Annotated in this window: 16 protein-coding genes; 4 read left to right on the top strand and 12 right to left on the bottom strand. The window is 66.0% G+C overall.

Going from position 1 to position 17,585, the window contains the following annotated elements:
• Window positions 1–42: 42 nt before the first annotated feature.
• A complete protein-coding gene (locus ACODS4_RS06960) occupies window positions 43–1,197 on the bottom strand; it encodes an ISAs1 family transposase (RefSeq protein ID WP_488862050.1) in 1,155 nt (384 codons plus the stop codon).
• Between the two features lie 135 nt (window positions 1,198–1,332).
• On the opposite strand from ACODS4_RS06960, the gene ACODS4_RS06955 reads away from it, so the two are divergent.
• Entirely contained in the window at window positions 1,333–1,566 is a 234-nt protein-coding gene (locus ACODS4_RS06955) for a hypothetical protein (RefSeq protein ID WP_488862048.1), read from the top strand.
• Between the two features lie 4 nt (window positions 1,567–1,570).
• Here the strand turns inward: ACODS4_RS06955 and ACODS4_RS06950 are convergent, their stop codons facing one another.
• On the bottom strand, window positions 1,571–2,341 hold the full coding sequence (locus tag ACODS4_RS06950; protein WP_488862045.1) for a glycosyltransferase family 2 protein: 771 nt from the start codon (window positions 2,339–2,341) through the stop codon (window positions 1,571–1,573).
• A gap of 43 nt (window positions 2,342–2,384) precedes the next feature.
• On the opposite strand from ACODS4_RS06950, the gene ACODS4_RS06945 reads away from it, so the two are divergent.
• The gene (locus tag ACODS4_RS06945; RefSeq protein WP_488862043.1) at window positions 2,385–4,169 is read left to right on the top strand and encodes a tetratricopeptide repeat protein; all 1,785 of its coding nucleotides are present in this window, start codon (window positions 2,385–2,387) and stop codon (window positions 4,167–4,169) included.
• Between the two features lie 20 nt (window positions 4,170–4,189).
• Here ACODS4_RS06945 and ACODS4_RS06940 read toward each other — a convergent pair whose 3' ends face one another.
• The 6 genes from ACODS4_RS06940 to ACODS4_RS06915 all read right to left on the bottom strand — a co-directional run bounded on the left by ACODS4_RS06940 (window position 4,190) and on the right by ACODS4_RS06915 (window position 9,609).
• A complete protein-coding gene (locus ACODS4_RS06940; protein WP_488862041.1) occupies window positions 4,190–4,429 on the bottom strand; it encodes a hypothetical protein in 240 nt (79 codons plus the stop codon).
• Between the two features lie 306 nt (window positions 4,430–4,735).
• On the bottom strand, window positions 4,736–6,016 hold the full coding sequence (locus ACODS4_RS06935) for a TRAP transporter large permease subunit (RefSeq protein ID WP_488862039.1): 1,281 nt from the start codon (window positions 6,014–6,016) through the stop codon (window positions 4,736–4,738).
• A gap of 23 nt (window positions 6,017–6,039) precedes the next feature.
• Window positions 6,040–6,588, bottom strand: coding sequence for a TRAP transporter small permease (locus tag ACODS4_RS06930; RefSeq protein WP_488862036.1), 549 nt, complete (start codon window positions 6,586–6,588; stop codon window positions 6,040–6,042).
• A 50-nt stretch (window positions 6,589–6,638) separates the two neighbouring features.
• Window positions 6,639–7,586 carry a dihydrodipicolinate synthase family protein gene (locus ACODS4_RS06925; protein ID WP_488862034.1) on the bottom strand — a complete coding sequence of 316 codons (948 nt, stop codon included), beginning with the start codon at window positions 7,584–7,586 and terminating at the stop codon, window positions 6,639–6,641.
• A 33-nt stretch (window positions 7,587–7,619) separates the two neighbouring features.
• A complete protein-coding gene (locus ACODS4_RS06920) occupies window positions 7,620–8,534 on the bottom strand; it encodes a ribokinase (RefSeq protein ID WP_488862032.1) in 915 nt (304 codons plus the stop codon).
• A gap of 52 nt (window positions 8,535–8,586) precedes the next feature.
• Window positions 8,587–9,609, bottom strand: a complete 1,023-nt coding sequence (locus ACODS4_RS06915; RefSeq protein WP_488862030.1) for a TRAP transporter substrate-binding protein — start codon at window positions 9,607–9,609, stop codon at window positions 8,587–8,589.
• A gap of 223 nt (window positions 9,610–9,832) precedes the next feature.
• Between ACODS4_RS06915 and ACODS4_RS06910 the strand changes: the two genes are divergently transcribed.
• Entirely contained in the window at window positions 9,833–10,888 is a 1,056-nt protein-coding gene (locus tag ACODS4_RS06910) for a LacI family DNA-binding transcriptional regulator (protein ID WP_488862028.1), read from the top strand.
• A gap of 430 nt (window positions 10,889–11,318) precedes the next feature.
• On the opposite strand, the gene ACODS4_RS06905 is transcribed toward ACODS4_RS06910, so the two are convergent.
• The 4 genes from ACODS4_RS06905 to ACODS4_RS06890 form a co-directional block, all read right to left on the bottom strand.
• Window positions 11,319–12,455 carry a porin gene (locus ACODS4_RS06905; protein WP_488862026.1) on the bottom strand — a complete coding sequence of 379 codons (1,137 nt, stop codon included), beginning with the start codon at window positions 12,453–12,455 and terminating at the stop codon, window positions 11,319–11,321.
• 253 nt (window positions 12,456–12,708) lie between these two features.
• Window positions 12,709–14,304, bottom strand: a complete 1,596-nt coding sequence (locus ACODS4_RS06900) for an aldehyde dehydrogenase (NADP(+)) (protein ID WP_488862024.1) — start codon at window positions 14,302–14,304, stop codon at window positions 12,709–12,711.
• A gap of 88 nt (window positions 14,305–14,392) precedes the next feature.
• Window positions 14,393–15,382: an AraD1 family protein gene (araD1, locus tag ACODS4_RS06895; protein ID WP_488862022.1), complete on the bottom strand. Its 990-nt coding sequence runs from the start codon at window positions 15,380–15,382 to the stop codon at window positions 14,393–14,395.
• Between the two features lie 16 nt (window positions 15,383–15,398).
• The gene (locus ACODS4_RS06890; RefSeq protein ID WP_488862020.1) at window positions 15,399–16,298 is read right to left on the bottom strand and encodes an SMP-30/gluconolactonase/LRE family protein; all 900 of its coding nucleotides are present in this window, start codon (window positions 16,296–16,298) and stop codon (window positions 15,399–15,401) included.
• Window positions 16,299–16,464: 166 nt separating this feature from the next.
• On the opposite strand from ACODS4_RS06890, the gene ACODS4_RS06885 reads away from it, so the two are divergent.
• On the top strand, window positions 16,465–17,445 hold the full coding sequence (locus tag ACODS4_RS06885; protein WP_488862018.1) for a LysR family transcriptional regulator: 981 nt from the start codon (window positions 16,465–16,467) through the stop codon (window positions 17,443–17,445).
• Window positions 17,446–17,585 lie beyond the last annotated feature (140 nt).

Here is a 17,585-nt window from a genome sequence, read left to right as displayed (position 1 = left end):
TCCGCGTCGGCGCCCAGCTTGCCGCAGGGCAACGAATCCAGGTTAACGGGGTGGTAGGTCGAGGATGGCCTTCATGTATCGGGTGTCCCATCCTGCGGCCTTGCGCCTGAGTTTGAGGGATTTTTTGTCGGTGACGGCGCGGACGAGGTTGATGGCGAAGTGCCTGACGACGGCCATGTTTTTGGCTCCATGACCTGTGCGCAGGCGGGCTTGGTCCTCGCTGAAGACCACGTCGAGAACCCAGTGGAGGCTGTTTTCGATGCCCCAATGGCCTCGGACGGCTGTGGCTGCGGCTTCAGCGGTGAGGTTGGCGGAGGAGATGTAGTAACGGGTGTCCGTGCGGCATCGGTCTTTGAGTTCGGTTTTGGAGCGCACTTCAATGATCGTCGCCACGCCGGGGAGACGGAGTTCACCGGGAAAGCGGCGGTCGCCATTGAGCCAATCGGCCTCGTGGCTGACGGTCACGGCGCGCTCCTCAATGCGACCGTGCCCCTTGTCCCACTCTGTGACGGTCTCGACGATCCCGGCTGGGGCGGCGGTGAAACAGGCTTCGATTTCGGCGCGCAGGGTCGGTTGGTTGGCTTTCACCGCCAGCAGATAGTCGGCCCCCGCCTCCTTGATGGCGGTGGCGATGGTGGCGTTGCAGGCGATGGCGTCGATGGAGACGGTCGCTCCTTTCAGGCCGCCATTGGCGGCAAGGCGTTGCAGAAGCAGCGGAATGGCGCTGGTTTCGTTGGATTTGTCGGAAACCGCCTCTTGCCCCAAAACCAGACGGGCGGTGGTGGCGAAGGCCGAGACCAGATGAAGCGGCGGCTTGCCGCCGCTGCGATCATGGCTGCGACGGGAGGTCTTGCCGTCGATGGCGACGAAATCCGGTCGATCCGGCCACGTCTCCCGCACCCAGGCGGTGAAGCAGGCCGAAAACAGACCAGGATCGATCCGGTTCATCAGCAGGGTGAGCCAACGACCGCCGGGAACGCCGTGGTGATAGGGCAGCATCTCGCGCAGGAACCCAAGATGCGCGTCTCCACAGGCCGCGATGTGCTCATAGTCGTCGCAATCGGCGATCGTGCCGCACACCACCAGCAACAACACCTCCGGCAATGGGTGCGCCACCTTCCACGCTTCGCGAGGGTCTTCGATCTCCGAAAAATGCTCAAGCAACGCCCGTAGGCGCGACCTCTCTCCAAACGGCATCGGGTGGCTCCGGGCTGGGAAGTCTCAGAGAATCACGCCAAGCGCAAGCCGTAAACCTCATTAACCTGAGTTCGTTGCCCTGCCGCTTGCCGTGCTCAGCTTGCCGGGGTTCGGCGGTTCTGGTAGATTGGGGCCATGGTTGAAACACGACGCACAGGCGACCGTTCCAACGAGGCGATCCGTTCGGATCCCGGCGGCGGGCGGGTCGGGTCCGGCGGGCCGGTTGGGTTGGCGGCCCGCGCCGAGGGCGTCGGCCAGGGCCGTCAGCGCATTCCCAGCATCCGCGAATTGGCCGCTTTGGTGGTCAACGGCATTTTGACTCTGCCGCGCAATTACCGACGCGGCATGTTCCTGGACGTGCAAATCTGACGCTTCAGCCGCTGGTGTAGGCCGTGATGGTCGGGCCGAACAGGCGTTCCAGCAGCAGCGTCGGCAATTCATATTGCGGCAGGCACAGGCTGGTGCTGCGCGCGTGCAGCGTGTGCAGGCACAGCCCTTCGGAGTCGGGAAAGGCGCCGACGCGGAACCGTTCGCGCGCGGCCTTGACGAAGGGGGCGTCTTCGCAGGCGTTGATCGGCGGAAAGCGCCCGGCTTCCCACACCGCGCGGCGGTAGGCGTAGGAAAAACCGTAACCGTCCAGATTGTCGGCGGACGCCGGAGCGTCGGGCGCCTCGACATAGGCGCAGGCGCTGCGGCCCCAGCGGTGATGCGACCCGCCGCGCGCCGTGTCCCAATAGCCGAAGCGGCCATGGATGGCGCTGTGCAGGAACCAGCCCGACAGCTTGACCAAATCATAGCCCTGGTCCAGCCAGGACAGCATGCGGGCGACGTAGCCGGGCGCGTAGAAATCATCGTCGTCCATGTGGAGGATGACGGCGCCGCTGGCGTGCTCGGCCAGAATGTTGCGCTTTTCGCCGATGGCGTAGCGGCTCGACGAATAGAAATATTTCAGGCGCGGGCTGGCCAAGGGCTGGAGATAGGCCGACGGGAGCGGGCTGTCGTCGAACACCAACCATTCGATGTTCGCGTGGGTCTGCGCCCGCAGGCAGGCGTGCAGCCGGGGCAGGCAGTCTTCGCGCCGCCAGCTTGGCGTGACGACGCTGACCAGAGGGCCGGGGCCGAAATCGGGGGCGGGCGCGGTCATGGCGATTCTTGCTCGTTCTCTGGCCTGCGTGTAGACAGGCGGCATGGTTTCACTTCGCGACGCCCTGGCCGCTGCGGTCGACCACCATCAGGCGGGCCGCCTGGATCGGGCCGAGGCGCTGTATCATAGCATCCTGCGGGCCGTGCCGGACCAGCCCGACGCGCTGCATCTGCTGGGCGTGTTGGACGGGCAGAGCGGGCGGGCGGCGCTGGCCCTGCGCCGCTTGCGCTTGGCCGTCGCCACGCGGCCCAGCGACGGGGATTTCTTGAGCGATCTGGCCCTGACCCTGCGGTCGGTCGGCGCGACGGAGCGGGCGGCGGCGTTTTTCGCCCGCGCCCTGCGGTTGGAACCGGGCTTGGCCGAAGCCGCCTACAATCTGGGGAATCTGTGGCTGGAGCGCCGGGATGCGGCGGCGGCGGCGGAGTCGTACCGGCAGGCGCTGGCCCAGCGGGCCGTTTACCCGCAGGCCTGGAACAATCTGGGCATGGCCTTGCGGACCCTGGAGCGAACCGCCGATGCCGCCGACGCCTTCGCCCAAGCCATCGCCCAGCGGCCCGAGGCGGCGGAGCCGCGCGTCAACCGGGCCAACGCGCTGGCGGCGTTGGGCCGTCTGGCCGCCGCCGCGCGCTTGCGGCGGCAGGCGGCGGCGTTGGAGCCGGCCTTTGCCGACGCGCTGCACAATCTGGCCGTTCGCCTGTTGAGCGAGGCCGGGATGGATCAGCCGGTGGTGGCCGGGCGACCGCTGGATCGGGCGAAGCTGGCGCGCGGTTTGGTCTGGCTGCGCCGCGCCTTGGCGGTTCGTCCCGATCACCCGGCGGCGGGCGCGGCGCTGCTGGGCGCGGCGTTGAAGCTGTTGCAGGCGGGGCTGGCCGATGATGAGCTGGTCGCGGCGGCGGCCCGCGCCGCGCCGCAGGCGTTGCGGCGCGACCCACGCGACACCCACGCGGCGGCGGCGATCGCCTATCATTTCTATCGAAAAGGCCGCAGCGATCTGGGCGCGCGTTGGATGCGCCGCGTCGGTCGTCGTTTCACCGCCGACGAACGGGCTGCGGATTTCGAGTTGCGCGTCTGGTCGCTGATTCGGAGCGACCGGGGGATGTTGGACCGTTTGCCGACGCTGGAGTCGCTTCTGCCGGATTTTCCGCCCCTGGAGATGATGGTCGAGCCGCCGCCGGGGGATGGGCCGTTGATCGCGGTGTCCTGCGACGACGTCTATTTCCAGCGCTTCGTCGGCGATCTGCTGGAGTCCGTCGCCGCGACCCTGCCGCCCGACGGCGGGAGCGGCGTGCATGTCCATGTCGTCAACCCATCGCCGGAAACCGAAGCGGCGCTTGAGCGCTGGCGGACCCGCCTGCCCATCGGCTACAGCCGGGAACGGTTGGATTTCACCGGCTGGGACGATCACAGACGGACCACCTATTACGCCTGCGTCCGCTTTCTGCGCTGGCGTCAATTGCTGGCGCGGCAGTCCCGTCCGCTGGTCCATGTCGACGCCGATTGCACGCTGCGCGCCGATCTGACCAGCCTGTCGGATGGGCTGCGCGGCGCGGACGTCGGGCTGTTGCGCGATGGTCGGGGGCGGGGGCCGACGCGGGAAATCACGGTCTGTTTCGCTTGGTTTCAACCCACCGAAGCGTCTCGCGCCTTTTTGGCCCTCACCGCCGCCTACATCGCCAACGCGCTGCGGCGGGGTGAAGGCTATTGGATGCTGGACCAGGCCGCGCCCTTTTGCGTGTTGAACGCGTTGACGGCGCGCGGCGCGGCGCCCGTTGCGCGCTGGTTCGACTGGGTGGATTTTCCCTGGGTGCGGTTTATCGGGGACAAATAGGCTTGGTCCGCTCGCCTTTTTCAGGCTCGGTTGCGGTCCCGGAAACAGGCGCCGGGTGGGCAGGACCGGCAGCATTGGCAACAGAGATCGTCGAGATCCGCCATAATTCCGTGGGCGTTCAGCACGCTTTGCGCATAAACGGTGTAGAGTTTTCCCAGCGCAGGCCCGCTTTGGACGGGAGTGGGGCAGTCGGCGGGTGGGTTTTCGACCGCAAGCTCCACCTCGTCAATGGCCCGGCGTATCGCGGACGGCTCCAGCATCAGCCACTCCAAACAGGAAACAGCAGGTCGCGCCTCGTCGTTTCCGATAATGGCGTCCGTTTGGAACGATTACAACGTGGAATGCGTTACAATGTTTTCACACGATCCAGGCGCGGGCAAGGGGGGGCGCTGGGAGGATCTCTTCTGCCGCACGCCAAAGACATTCGCCAATTGGTTGATTGTTCACAGCGACAGATCCAGGGCTTTTCCCGATCCTCATCAACAGATTCGCTGGGCGTCTTTGCTCAAAAGGACCGTGGACTCAATACCGACGGGGTCGGTCCTTCTCAATCTCAAAGCGATCCGTCAACCCGCGAACCAGCGGGCCGGGACCGTCACCAGGGCCGGGAACAGCACCAACAGGGTCAGCACCAGCAACTGGGCGATGATAAAGGGCCAAACGCCACGGATCAGACTCCCCATGCTGAGCTTTGAGACGCCAGCCACGACGTTCAGCACGGTGCCGACCGGCGGGGTGATGAGGCCGATGGCGTTGTTGATGATGAACAGCACGCCGAAATACACAGGATCAATCCCAGCCTGCTTGATGACCGGCATCAACACCGGGGTCAGGATCAAAATTGTCGGAGTCATGTCCATTGCTGTGCCCACGATCACCACCAGCACCATGATGGCCGCCATCAAGAGGATCGGGCTGTCCATGAAGGGAGCCAGCAGGCCGCTGACCTGAGCGGGCAGATTGGCGATCGTAATCATCCAAGCCGACACCATGGCGGCGGCGACCAGGAACATCACCACCGCCGTGGTGGTCGCCGCCGTCGCGAACAGATCGAACAGTTGGGACGGCTTCAGCTCGCGATAGACGACGACGGCGACGAACAGCGCGTAGACCGCCGCCACCACCGCCGCCTCGGTCGGGGTGAAAACGCCGAATTTCAGGCCGAAAATGATGATCCCCGGCAGCATCAACGCCCAGAAGCCATCCTTCACCGCGATCATGATCTCGGCCTTCGACGCGCGCGGCGGCGGAGCCAGATCCTCATGTCGAACCACCAGCCACCAGGCGATGACCAGCCCCAACCCCAGCATCAGCCCCGGAACGATTCCGGCCAGAAACAGCTTGGTGATGGAAACGTTGGCGGCTACGCCGAAAATGATGAATCCGATGCTGGGTGGAATGATCGGCGCGATGATGCCGGCGGCGGCGATCAACCCGCCCGACCGCGCCTTGTCATGACCGGCCCGCACCATCATCGGCACCAGCAACGCCGACAGGGCGGCGGCGTCGGCCACGGCGGACCCTGACAGGCTGGCCATGATGCAGGCGGCGAGAATGGCGACATAGCCAAGCCCGCCACGAACATGGCCGACCATCGCCATCGCCACCGCGACGATGCGCCGGGACAGGCCGCCAGCGTTCATCACTTCGCCCGCCAACATGAAAAAGGGCACGGCGACCAGTGGAAAACTGTCGGCTCCGTTGATGACGTTCTGGGCGACGATCTGCGCGTCGAAGATGTCCAGATGGAACATCAGGGCGACGCCGCACAGCAACAGGGCGAAGGCGATCGGCATGCCGATGGCCATGGCCCCCAACATCGAGCCAAGGAAGACGATGACGGTCATGGGAGGGCTCCTTCGGGCCGCAGTCAGGCGTGACGGCCGGATGCGGGGGGCTGGTTGGCGTCGATCGTCTCTTCGGACTCCGTCACCATAATCAATTCATTGTCGCTGAGACGCCCAGCCAGCGCGCGGACGAGGTTGACGGCCAGGATCACCAGCGCCAACACGCCGAACACCACGCCGGAACCGTAAAAGACGCCCATTGACAGGCCGGTGGCTGGCGCCGCCACGTTCAGATTGATGATCGTCTGGTCCCAACTGCCGCTGAGCAGCAGCCCGGTCGCGTAGATCATCAGCAGATGGCTGGCGACGAAACAGATCAGACGCCCCGCCCTGGGCAGGGCGGCGACGAGACTGTCCATGCCGAGATGGCCGTGTTTGTGCAACGCGACAACCGCGCCCATGAAGGTCATCCAGACGAAGAGCAGCCGGGACAGCTCTTCCGACATCGTGATGCCGCTGTTGAAGCCATAGCGCAGCACCACATTGCCGAAGACCAACACCAGCATGCCGGTTAGGCAGACCACGATCACGATCTTCAGAACGAAGACATACCCGTCGATCAACCGACCCATGCGCCCCTCCCTATGGTCTTCTTGTCCTCAGGTCCCGCCCAACGGGTCGGTCAAGCCCGAACCTCGTCCGCCAGCGCGGCGATCCTGGCGCGGAAATGGTCCGTGCCCTGGATCACCTTGTCGAGCACCGCGTCGAGCGCCCAGAAACGTTCGCGCACATCGTACTGGATCACGCGGCAGCGGATCGAATCGAAGGTGCCGACGCGTTGGTGATACATCTTGGCGAAGGCCGGATAGCCCAAACTTTCCGATACGGCGGCCACCACCAGAAAGGTCGCCAACTCGTCCGCCAGCGCCGGATGACGTTCCCCCGACATCCGCATCCACCGATAGAGGTCGGGATGGATGTTGGTGAAAACGCCGGTGAAGCCGGGCGATCCCGCCCGCATGGCGTCGCGCGCAATGGCGGCGTTGGCGTTGATGATGGCCAAGCCTGATCCCTGGGCGATCTTCAACCGCCGTTGAACCGTCGGCAGGTCGCAACTGACGTCTTTCAGCAAAACGAAGCGGCCAGTGTCGATGCACAGCCGCAACTCCTCGTCGGTCAACAACCGACGAAAGGGGGCCGGGCATTCGTACAGCCCCAATGGGAGGTTGCGGGGCAGACGGTCCAGCAGATGGGTCAGATGGCGGCGAAACGCCTCCGTTCCCTGATTTTCCGGATCAAGGTGATTCGTCACCAGAACCAGCGCGTCGCCGCCCGTGGCGGCCATCGCCGTCAATTCTTCAACCTGGGCGTCGAGATCGTCGCTGATGTGGCCCGACACCACCACCGGCGCGCGACCGCCAACGGTGGCGACCACGAACTTCGCCAGTTGAACCCGCTCCGCCAACGACAGAAATTGCATCTCGCTGGATTGGCAGACGGCGAACAGAGCGTCGGCGCCGTTCGCCAGATACCATTCGGTCAGTCGGGCCAGCCCCGGATAGTCAATCGCGCCGTCGTCGGTGAAGGGGGTCAGCATCACCGGGATGATGCCGTCAATGCGCTGCGCCATGGTTGGCTCTTCCAATCGGGAGGGGGTGCGGGATCAAAGGGATGAAGGGGGGACGCGATCCGGTGTTTCGCCAAGCGCGGCGTCGATTTCGATCGTCGTCGGCACGCTGCTCTGCCCGCCGACCCGCGTGCAGGACAGCGAGGCGGCGCAGGCTGCGCGGCGGATCGCCGCGTCGAGCGTCCCGCCACGGTCGAGTTCCGCCGCCAAAACCCCGACGAAGCAGTCGCCGGCTCCGGTGGTGTCGCGAACGATGACCGGCGGCGCCGGTTGACGGGCGCAGCCGCCGCCGGAAGACCATTCAACGCCGTCGCCGCCCAAGGTGCGGATCACCGCGCCGCCCACTCGACCTTGCAACGATGGGGCGTCGTCGCCGCATCCCAGATGAGCGGCCAACCAGCGCGCCTCGTCCTCGTTCACCACCAGGATGTCAACGGCCTCCAGGACCGATTGCGGCAAGGGAGCCGCCGGGGCGAGATTCAGGATGACCTGCGCGCCACGTCGCCGGGCGCGCAGGATGAGCGCGGCGGTTTCCTGGGCGTCGGCTTCCATTTGCGCCACCAGGATGGCGTCGGGGGCGAGCAGCGCGTCTTCCACTTGACTGGCGCGCGCCTGAAGGTTGGCTCCGCCCGCGACAATGATCTGGTTGCGTCCCGCCGCGTCGGTGCAGACGGCGGCGGTTCCGGTCGCATGGCTGGCGTTGGCCACGCGGGACAGATCGACGTTGGCCTGACGCAGGCCGACCAGAGCGACATCCTTCAGGCCATCCGCGCCAACCGCTCCAACCATCGCCACGGCGCCGCCGTCGCGGGCGGCGGCGACCGCTTGATTCGCCCCTTTGCCGCCCGGATGCAACTCCAGCGACCGCGCCAGCAGAGTTTGCCCGGCGCTGGGCAGGTCGTTCATCGCAAAGATGAGGTCAAGGTTGATGGAACCGAAGACAACGATCATGGTTGCGCTCTGCCGGTGGGCGGATTGGAACGGGTCGGTCGACGGGGGCGGTTCACTGACCGGCGCGCGCCTTGGCGATGGCGGCCTGGGCCTGAGCCATCAGAGCGGGATCAACCTTCTGTGAGAATTTCTCGACCACCGGGCGGATCTTCGCGCGGAACTTTTCAATCTCCGCCGGCGCCAGTTCAGTGACGACCATTCCGCGCGCCTTCAACTCTTCGACAGCCTTGCCCGCCTGCTCACGCGACACCTGGCGTTCATAATCGCGGGCCTCCGCCGCAGCCTCCCGGAGCAATTTGCGCTCGTCCTCGTTCAGCTTGTTCCAGAACTTGGCGCCGACCAGCACGGCTTGGGGATTGTACATGTGATTGCTGAGGGTCAGGTATTTCTGCACCTCGTTCAGCTTGGCCGTCTGGATGCTGGGAGCGGGGTTTTCCTGTCCATCGACCGTTTTGGTTTCCAGCGCGGTGTAAACCTCCGGGAAGGGCAGCGGCACGGCGTTGGCGCCCAGCGTGTTGAACAGGTCGATGTAGATCGGCGATTGGACCACGCGGATCTTAAGGCCAGCGATGTCGTCGATGCTCGCAACCGGGCGACGGCTGTTGGTCAGTTGGCGGAAGCCAAGCTCCCAATAGCCCAAGCCAACCAGCCCCTTGGTTGACAGCTTGTCCAGCAGCGTCTTGCCTACCGCGCCATCCATCACCGCGTCGGCTTCCTGAGGCGTGTTGAATTGGAAGGGCAGATCAACCAGCACGAAATTGTCATCCAGGCTGGCGAGCAGACCGGCGTTCAACACCGTCATCTCCACGATGCCGCCTTGAAGGGCCGAGATCATCTGCACGTCGCCGCCCAGAACGCCGTTTGTGAAAAGCTGGACCTTGATCTTGCCGCCGCTCTTGTCCTTCACGATCTCGGCGAACTTCGCCATGCCTTGCGCCAGTGGAGAGCCGTCGGCTCCGGCGCTTGCCAGTTTCATCGTATGCGCGCCGATCTCGGCCGCGTTGCCGACGCCGCCGAACAGCAGCATGCCCGTTGAAAGGGCGCTCACCAGAAGTGCTGACAGACCGTTGCGCATACCGTTCCTCCAGTTTGCGGCCCATTCGCGAGCGGGCCTTGCGGGTTTCCTTCGGTTCGGGGCGGGGCGAAGCACGTCCGGCCATCACCGATGTAAGCGCTTACATAGATGGCTATGCGGATTGATGCAACACCAAACTTGACGGGGATTGGAAGATATGTAACCGCTTTCAGAAAAGCGGTTGCGGCGGGTTGTTCCCCTTGCGGTTCATGGAGAGTCATTGATGTCGGCGCGTGAGATGAACCCCAAGAGGCCCCCCCGCGCGGTGGATGTGGCCGCCGCCGCCGAGGTGTCCATCGCCACCGTGTCGCGTGTCTTCAACAACCCGGAGAAGGTCGCTCCGGCGATCCGCGAGCGGGTGCTTGCCGCCGCCAAGGCGATGGGCTGGATGCCGCACGCCGCCGGCAGCGCGTTGGCCCGACGCCGCACCTCAATTGTCGGGGCGGTGATTCCGACTCTCGACAACGAGATCTTCGCCGCCCAGGTTGGGGCGATGCAGACGGCTTTTGCCGAACGGGGAATCACGCTGCTGCTGAGCTGCTCCAATTACAACCAGGATCAGGCGTTTCATGACGTCCAGGCCATGCTGGCGCGCGGGGTGGAGGCGCTGGCCATCGTCGGCGAATCCCACAAGCCGGAGCTGTTCGCCAGCGTTCAGGCGCGGCATGTTCCCTATGTGATTACCTACAGCCACCGACCGGGCTGTCCACATCCTTGCGTCGGCTTCGACAATCGGCAGGCCTTCCACACGATCACCCGGCATTTGCTTGATCTTGGCCATGAGGTGATTGGGGTCATCATCCAGCCGACCACCGACAACGACCGCGTCGCCGCCCGTCTGGACGGCGTGCGCGACGCCTTGGCGGAACGCGGACTTGGCGTTCGCCCGCAGCATTTGTGCGAAGGGGTGTGGAGCATCGATTTCGGGCGGCAAAGCGTGCGCGCGATTCTGGCGACGGAACCCCGTCCGACGGCGGTGATTTGCGGCAACGATTATTTGGCGATCGGCGCTCTGCTGGAAGCGCGTGCGATGGGGTTGGCGGTGCCGGAGGATCTGGCGATCACAGGTTTTGACGACATCGCTTTCAGCCGTCAGATGGATCCGCCGTTGACGACGATGAGCATCGACAACCGTGAGATTGGTCGTCGCGCGGCGGATTATTTGCTTGCTTGCCGACAAGGCGACGCGCCTCCGCCGACGCCGCCCTTGGTCCCAACCCTGGTGCGACGCGGAACCACGGGCGCCCACATCCCGACCAGAAGCCGCTCCGGCCCATAAACACGGTCCAGCGTCAGCATCGCGGCGACCGTCGTGAAGATCAGCAGGGCCGACACGGATGAAGGCCTGCAAGCCGCCGCCACGGCGGAGGTTGGGCAGGCGACGGGCGCGCTGTCCGTGCAAAGCGACGGAGACCTTCGACGGCGCATGATCGTTCCGTCGGTCCGTGGCCGCTGTCTCAGAAATCCAAAAAAATGGCCGGGCGTCGCCGCCCGGCCATAAGGGAACCTCTCCCCAGGAGAATCATGAGAGGTTGGAGGACAACACCAGAATGAGACGGTCGAACCGGCGAGCCGGTTCGACTCCATGAAGCGCCCACACGCGTCACAACACCTGTCAAACGCATGGGCGGCGGCGCGCAAAACAACGCGCCGCAGCCACGGTTGGCCCCCCGTCTCAAAGGGGCCAACCGAGTTCTGACGCCCGCCGCTTAGAAAGCGAGATCGGTGCGGGCGAGGAAGATGTTGCCCTTGTCGCTGCTGCCCGCGACGTCGGAGCTGAGCTTGAAGTGGTCGAACTCCGGCCCGACCGACAGGCCGGGGGCGACGACGTAACGGGCGCCAAGCGTAATCAGATCGAACTTGCTCTTGCCGGCGGTGGTCAGGCTGCCCGCGTCCTGAGAGTTCAGATAGCCGACGCCCAGCGTGGTCGCGCCAAAGGTGTATTGCGCGCCGACCGTCCAGACATGCTGGGTTTCGCGGCTGGTCGCCGTGGCGAGGCTGGAGCGCTTGACGTAACCGCTCTTGCCCGACCAGGCGTAGCTGCCCGCCACCTTCAACCCGCCATAGCCGACCGACAGACCGGCCATGGTCGAGGACAGATCCTCATACTCCGCCGTCGAGGTCGAGGACCCCTTGGCCTTGCCGCCCGAATAATACAGGCTGGCCCCCAGCGTCACGTCGCCGACGACCCCTTCATACTTGCCGCCAACTTCATACACGTCGCGGTAGGCGCCGGTCAGGTTGCCGTTCGGGGCGGCGGTCTTCAGCCGGTTGATGTCGGTGTTCACGCTGTCGGAGTTCGGCTGATAGGTCACGCCGAACTGGAAGCCGGAGAATTTCGGCGTCAGATAGGTGGCGCGGGTCGAATTGTTGCCGGAAATCAGCGTGCGCAGGTTGCCGGTGGCGCCGGGCGCCGAGCTGTTGCCGAGATAGGCCGGGAAGGAGCCGTCGACGCCGCCGGTGCCCCAATCGGACGGGGCGATGATGGCGTATTCGTCCGACAGACCGTTCTGCGAACCCAGGCTGATCGTGCCAAAGCCGCCGTTGACGTACATGTAGGCGCGGTCGGCCTGCGTGGTCCGGTTGTTGGCTTCCTGCACCAGACGCAGGCGCGCGCCGTATTCCAGGCCGTTGTCGGCCTTGGCGGTCGGCGACACGGTCAGGCGCAGACGGTTGCGGAAATCGGTCGAGCGCAGGTTGCTGTCGCGGTCTTGGCCGACGACGCCAGCCTCAAAATAGGCGTCGCCGCCGACCACGATGTCAAACTTCGATTTCGATTGCGCAAAAGCCGAACCGGACGCAAGCGCGACCGTCGCCGCGCCGAGCAGCAGAGCAAAACGTGACATGTGCGTGTCCTCACTGATGATGAAGGGTTGTTGTTTTTCTTGGGTGATGGATGCCCGCACCGGCGACAAGACGGTGCGGGCGGTGGAAAGCAGGGTTCCAATCGGATCGGTCCAGGGTGATCGGCCCCAACCTGACCCGTCGGCGTTCTTCGTCAGTCCGTTTCGTCACGGCAAACCGCCCGAACCGCGACTCCGGCGAACAATCTTGCATGCGGACTATAGGCGGTCAATAAATAAGTCACAGTGATGTATTTTATCCCGCCGCTCCGCCAACCGCGACCAGGGCGCCGTCAACGCGACGCCACAAACCCAGCGGGTTGCCGTCGCGCAACGCCTCGGGCAGCAGGGAATCGGGGATGTCCTGGTAGCAGACCGGGCGCAGGAAGCGGCGAATCGCCAGCGTGCCGACCGACGTCGTCCGGCTGTCGGAGGTCGCCGGGAAGGGGCCGCCATGCACCATCGCGTCGCACACCTCGACGCCCGTCGGCCAGCCGTTCGCCAAAATCCGCCCGGCCTTGCGCTCCAACACCGGCAGCAGAGCGCGGACGGCCTCGGCGTCCTCGGAATCCATGTGCAGGGTGGCGGTCAACTGGCCCTCAAGCCGCTCCAGCACCGCGCGCAGCGCCGCCACGTCCGGGCAACGGATCACCAGCGAAGCCGCCCCGAAAATCTCCTCATGCAAGGCCGGGTCGCTCAAAAACGCTTCGGCGCTGCTGGTGAACAGTCCGGCGCGGCACTGGTGCGGCCCGACGGTCTGCTGACCGCGCGCCAACACGCCAACCGCCGGGTTGGCGGCGATCCGCGCCACACCTTCGACATAGGCGGCGTGAATGCCCGGCGTCAGCATGGTGGCCGGAGCGGAACCGCCCAGCGCGCCCGCCGCCGCCGTGAGAAACCGCTCCAAATCCGGGCCATCAACCGCCAGAACCAAGCCGGGGTTGGTGCAGAACTGCCCCGCCCCCATGGTCAGCGAACCGACGAAGCCCGCGCCCAGCGCCTCGGCCCGCGCCGCCAGCGCGGCGGGCAACAGAATCACCGGGTTGATGCTGCTCATCTCGGCGTAGACCGGGATGGGTTCGGGCCGCGCCGCCGCCACCTGCATCAGCGACACCCCGCCCCGGCGCGAGCCGGTGAAGCCGACGGCCTTGATGCGCGGATCCGCCACCAGGGCCGTGCCGATGCGGCTGCCCGATCCGAACAACAGCGAAAACACCCCCTCCGGCAAGCCGCAGGCCGCGACCGCCGCCTGCACCGCCCGCCCGATCAATTCGGACGTGCCGGGATGGGCGGAATGCGCCTTGACCACCACTGGGCAACCGGCGGCCAGCGCCGACGCCGTGTCGCCACCGGCGACCGAGAAGGCCAAGGGGAAATTGCTGGCCCCGAACACGGCGACCGGCCCCAAGGCGATGTGGCGCTGGCGCAGATCGGCGCGCGGCAGCGGGGCGCGGGCCGGTTGCGCCGGGTCGATGCGGGCCTCCAGCCAACTTCCCTCGCGCACCGTGCGGGCGAACAGGCGAAGCTGACCGACGGTGCGCCCGCGCTCCCCTTCCAGCCGGGGGCGCGGCAGGCCGCTTTCCGCCATGGCGCGGACGATCAGATCGTCGCCGATGGCCAGAATGTTGGCGGCGATGGTTTCCAGGAAGACGGCGCGCGCCTCCAACCCGGTTTCGCGGTAGAGGTCGAACGCCTCCCAGGCCAGCGCGCAAGCGCGCTCCACCTCGGCGGTTCCGCCGCCGCCGAAACCCGGCTCAAGCGCCGCTCCGGTCGCCGGATCAATGGCGTGGAATTCAGACTCGGCGCCGCGCAACGCGGTCGCGCCGATCAGCATTTCGCCACGGATGGTCATGGTCGCAATCCCAAAGCTGCCCCGCAGCGCGCGCCGGGAACCAACTCCCCAGCGCGCGGAACGGGTGAACACGGTGAAACAAACGGTCTTAAAGCGCTTTGACGGCCCGGTAAGGCGTGTCCGCCGTTCCCAACGGGTTGCGCAGAGGCCGCCCGAAATCGGCGACCTCAATCTCCATCACGTCGCCCTCGGCGATGCGCAGCCCATCGCTGAAGCTGAGCGTCGCGGTGCCGAAGCAATGGACATGCACGTCGCCCGGACGGCAGAACAGCGGGTATTTGAAGTGGTGCGCTTCCAGGTTGGCGATGCTGTGGCACATGTTGGATTCGCCTGACAGGAAGGGCTTCTCCCAGATCACCGCGCCGTCCCGCAGCACCCGCGAGGCCCCGCGCAGATCGGTCGGCAGCGCCCCGGTCAGCAATTCCGGCCCGACCGCGCAGGCGCGCAGCTTGGAATGGGCGAGATAGAGGTAGTTCTGCCGCTCCGTCACATGATCGGAAAACTCGTTGGCGAGCGCGAAGCCCAGCCGGTGCGGCGTTCCATCCGGGCCGATCACATAGATGCCCGCGATCTCCGGCTCCTCGCCGCCGTCCAGCGCGAAGGAGGGGGAGGCCAACGCCGCGCCCGGCGCGGTCAGGATGGAGCCATCCCCCTTGTAGAACCATTCCGGTTGAACGCCGAACACGCCGGGTTCCGGGCGACCGCCCTCCACCCCCAGGCGGAACATCTTCATCGAGTCGGTCTGCTTGGCCGGGTCGGCCAGATCCTTGTGCATCTTGTCGCGCCCTTCGGCGCTGCCAAGATGGGTCAGACCCGTGCCGGTGACGAACAGATGCGCCGGATCGGGATGGTCGATGGGCGACAACAGACGGCCTTCGGCCTCGACCGCCGCCAGATCCACGACGTCGCCCAAGCCGTGACGCTCCACGACCGCCGCCAGCCCGACGCCCTCGGCGATGGCCTCCTGCGCCAAGGCGAAGGTGGACGCGGCGTCGTTGACCAAGCGGGCCACGCCGTCATCCCCGGTTACGGCCACCACGCGCGCGCCAGCGGCGTCGAGACATTGCACCAGCCTCATCAATCCCGTCCTCTTCTCAAACAATGCTCGGCGTCCCGAAACGCCCCGGGGGCAAGCCCGTGACGCCGGGGGAGCAGACAAAAACGCCACCGGCCAACGGCTCGTCCGTCCGTTCATGGGCGGCGGTGGTGATGACCAGTTGGTCCAGCGCGGGACCGGCGAAAACGCAGGAGGTGACGCGCGAGGCCGCCACGCGAACGACGCGGTCCAGCGTGCCGTCAGGCCGGAAACGGCTGACCCGCCCGCCGTCCCAATGGGCGACCCACAGCCCGCCTTCGGCGTCGCAGGTCATGCCGTCAGGGTAGCCGTCGGCCTCGGAAAAGCGGATGTGAACCCGCTTGCCGGTCAGGCCGCCGTCGGCGGCGACGTCAAAGGCGTAGATGCGCCGGGCGGCGCTGTCGGTGTGGTAAAGCGCGCGTCCGTCCGGCGACAGGGCGGGGCCGTTGGCCACCGTATAACCCTCGTCCACCCGCGTGACGTCGCCGTTGGGATCCAGGCGGAACAGGGAGCCGGTCGCCGCGCTTTCGGCGTCGTCCATGCTGCCGATCCACAGGCGGCCCAGGGAATCGGCCTTGGCGTCGTTCAGGCGGTTGCCCGGCGCGTCGGGATCGAGCCGCGCCAGCTCCGCGACGATCTCCGCCTGCGGACCATCGAGGCGCAGATGAACGACCCGGCGGGAGCGCAGACCGGCGACGAAGCCGTCGCCGTCGGCCCGCTGAACCAGCCAGCAGGCCGCGTCCTCCAGCGCCCAATCCCGGCCCGTTTCGTTGGCCATGTCCCAGCGCAGGATGCGGGCGCCGCGAATGTCCACCGCGTAGACCGCGTTCTCGTCCGGCGCCCACAGCGGGCCTTCGCCCAGCACGGCGCGGGCGGGCCAGACGCAGCGCGCTTCGATGGTCATCTCGCCGCTGGTCATCCGCTCAAGCCTCCCCCCGCGTCGCGCCGCCACTGTCTGGCCGCATTGTTTTGTTCACAGGGCAAACGATAAAGCCCGATCCGATAACCGTCCAATATGAATGTTTGCTATAACGATACATGTTTGGCTATCATGACGCCGCATTCCCAAACCGGAGTCTCCGCCCTTGGCCCCGCCGCGTTTCCCCGCCGACTGGTTCCAACGGGTGCGGCTGAAGCTGCGCCATCTCCAGCTTTTCATGGCGCTGGAGGAGCACCGCAACCTGCACCGCGCCGCCGCCAGCCTGAACATGTCGCAACCCGCCGCGTCCAAGCTGCTGGGCGATCTGGAAGACATGCTGGGGATCGAGCTGTTCGACCGCCATGGCCGAGGGATCGAGCCGAACTGGTACGGCAGTTTGATGATCCGACACGCCCGGATGATCCTCAGCGAGTTGAAGGAAGCCGGGGAGGAGTTGAACGCGCTCCAGGCGGGGCACAGCGGGCGGGTGTCGATCGGCACGGTGATGGCCCCCGCCGTCGAACTGGTGGTGCCGGTCGTCAGCGCGATGACGCGGGAGCATCCCGGCCTGAAAATCGCCGTCGGCGTCGAATCGAGCGACGTGCTGGCCGAGCGCGTCCACCAAGGCGCCATGGATTTCGCCATCGGTCGTCTGCCCGGCGGCATGGATCCGCTGACCTTCGTCTATGAGGAGATCGGCGACGAGGAGCTGTGCTTCGTCTGCCGCGACGACCACCCGCTGTTGCATCTGGGCCGCGACGTGGTGGTCGAGGATCTGGTGGGGACGACCTGGATGCTGCAACCCGTCGGCACCTTGCTGCGCGAACGGGTGGACGCCCTGTTCCGTTCGCGCGGCCTGCCGCCGCCGCAACGGGTGATCGAAAGCGCCTCCCCGGTCATGTCGATGGCGATGATCGCGCAAACCGACTCGCTGACCGTCTTCGCCCGCGCCTTGGCGGAGCTGTATTCCACGCCGGGCCGCTACGCCATTGTGCCTTTTTACAAACGCTTCAGCGTTGAACCCTATGGGATTTTCCGACTGCGCGAACGCCCGCTGTCGCCCGGCGCGCAAACCCTGCTGACCGCGCTGCGCGCCGCCGCCATCGGCAAGGGGTTGGGTCGGGGGCCAACGCCGACGGATCTGTGACGAGCCTTCCGCGAACGCAAAACCCCTCAGACGTTCGCTTTGGCTTTCACGCCCATCCCCTTGGCGCTCATCGACCCTACGCGCCGCGCGCCATTGCGCGTTTATTATAAGGAACTGTTTTACCTGTCGGCTTCCCCACG

The sequence above is a fragment of the Azospirillum sp. FG154 genome (assembly GCF_057809575.1).
Note: the sequence above shows the minus strand (reverse complement) of the source record. Positions and strands in the feature narration are given on the sequence as shown.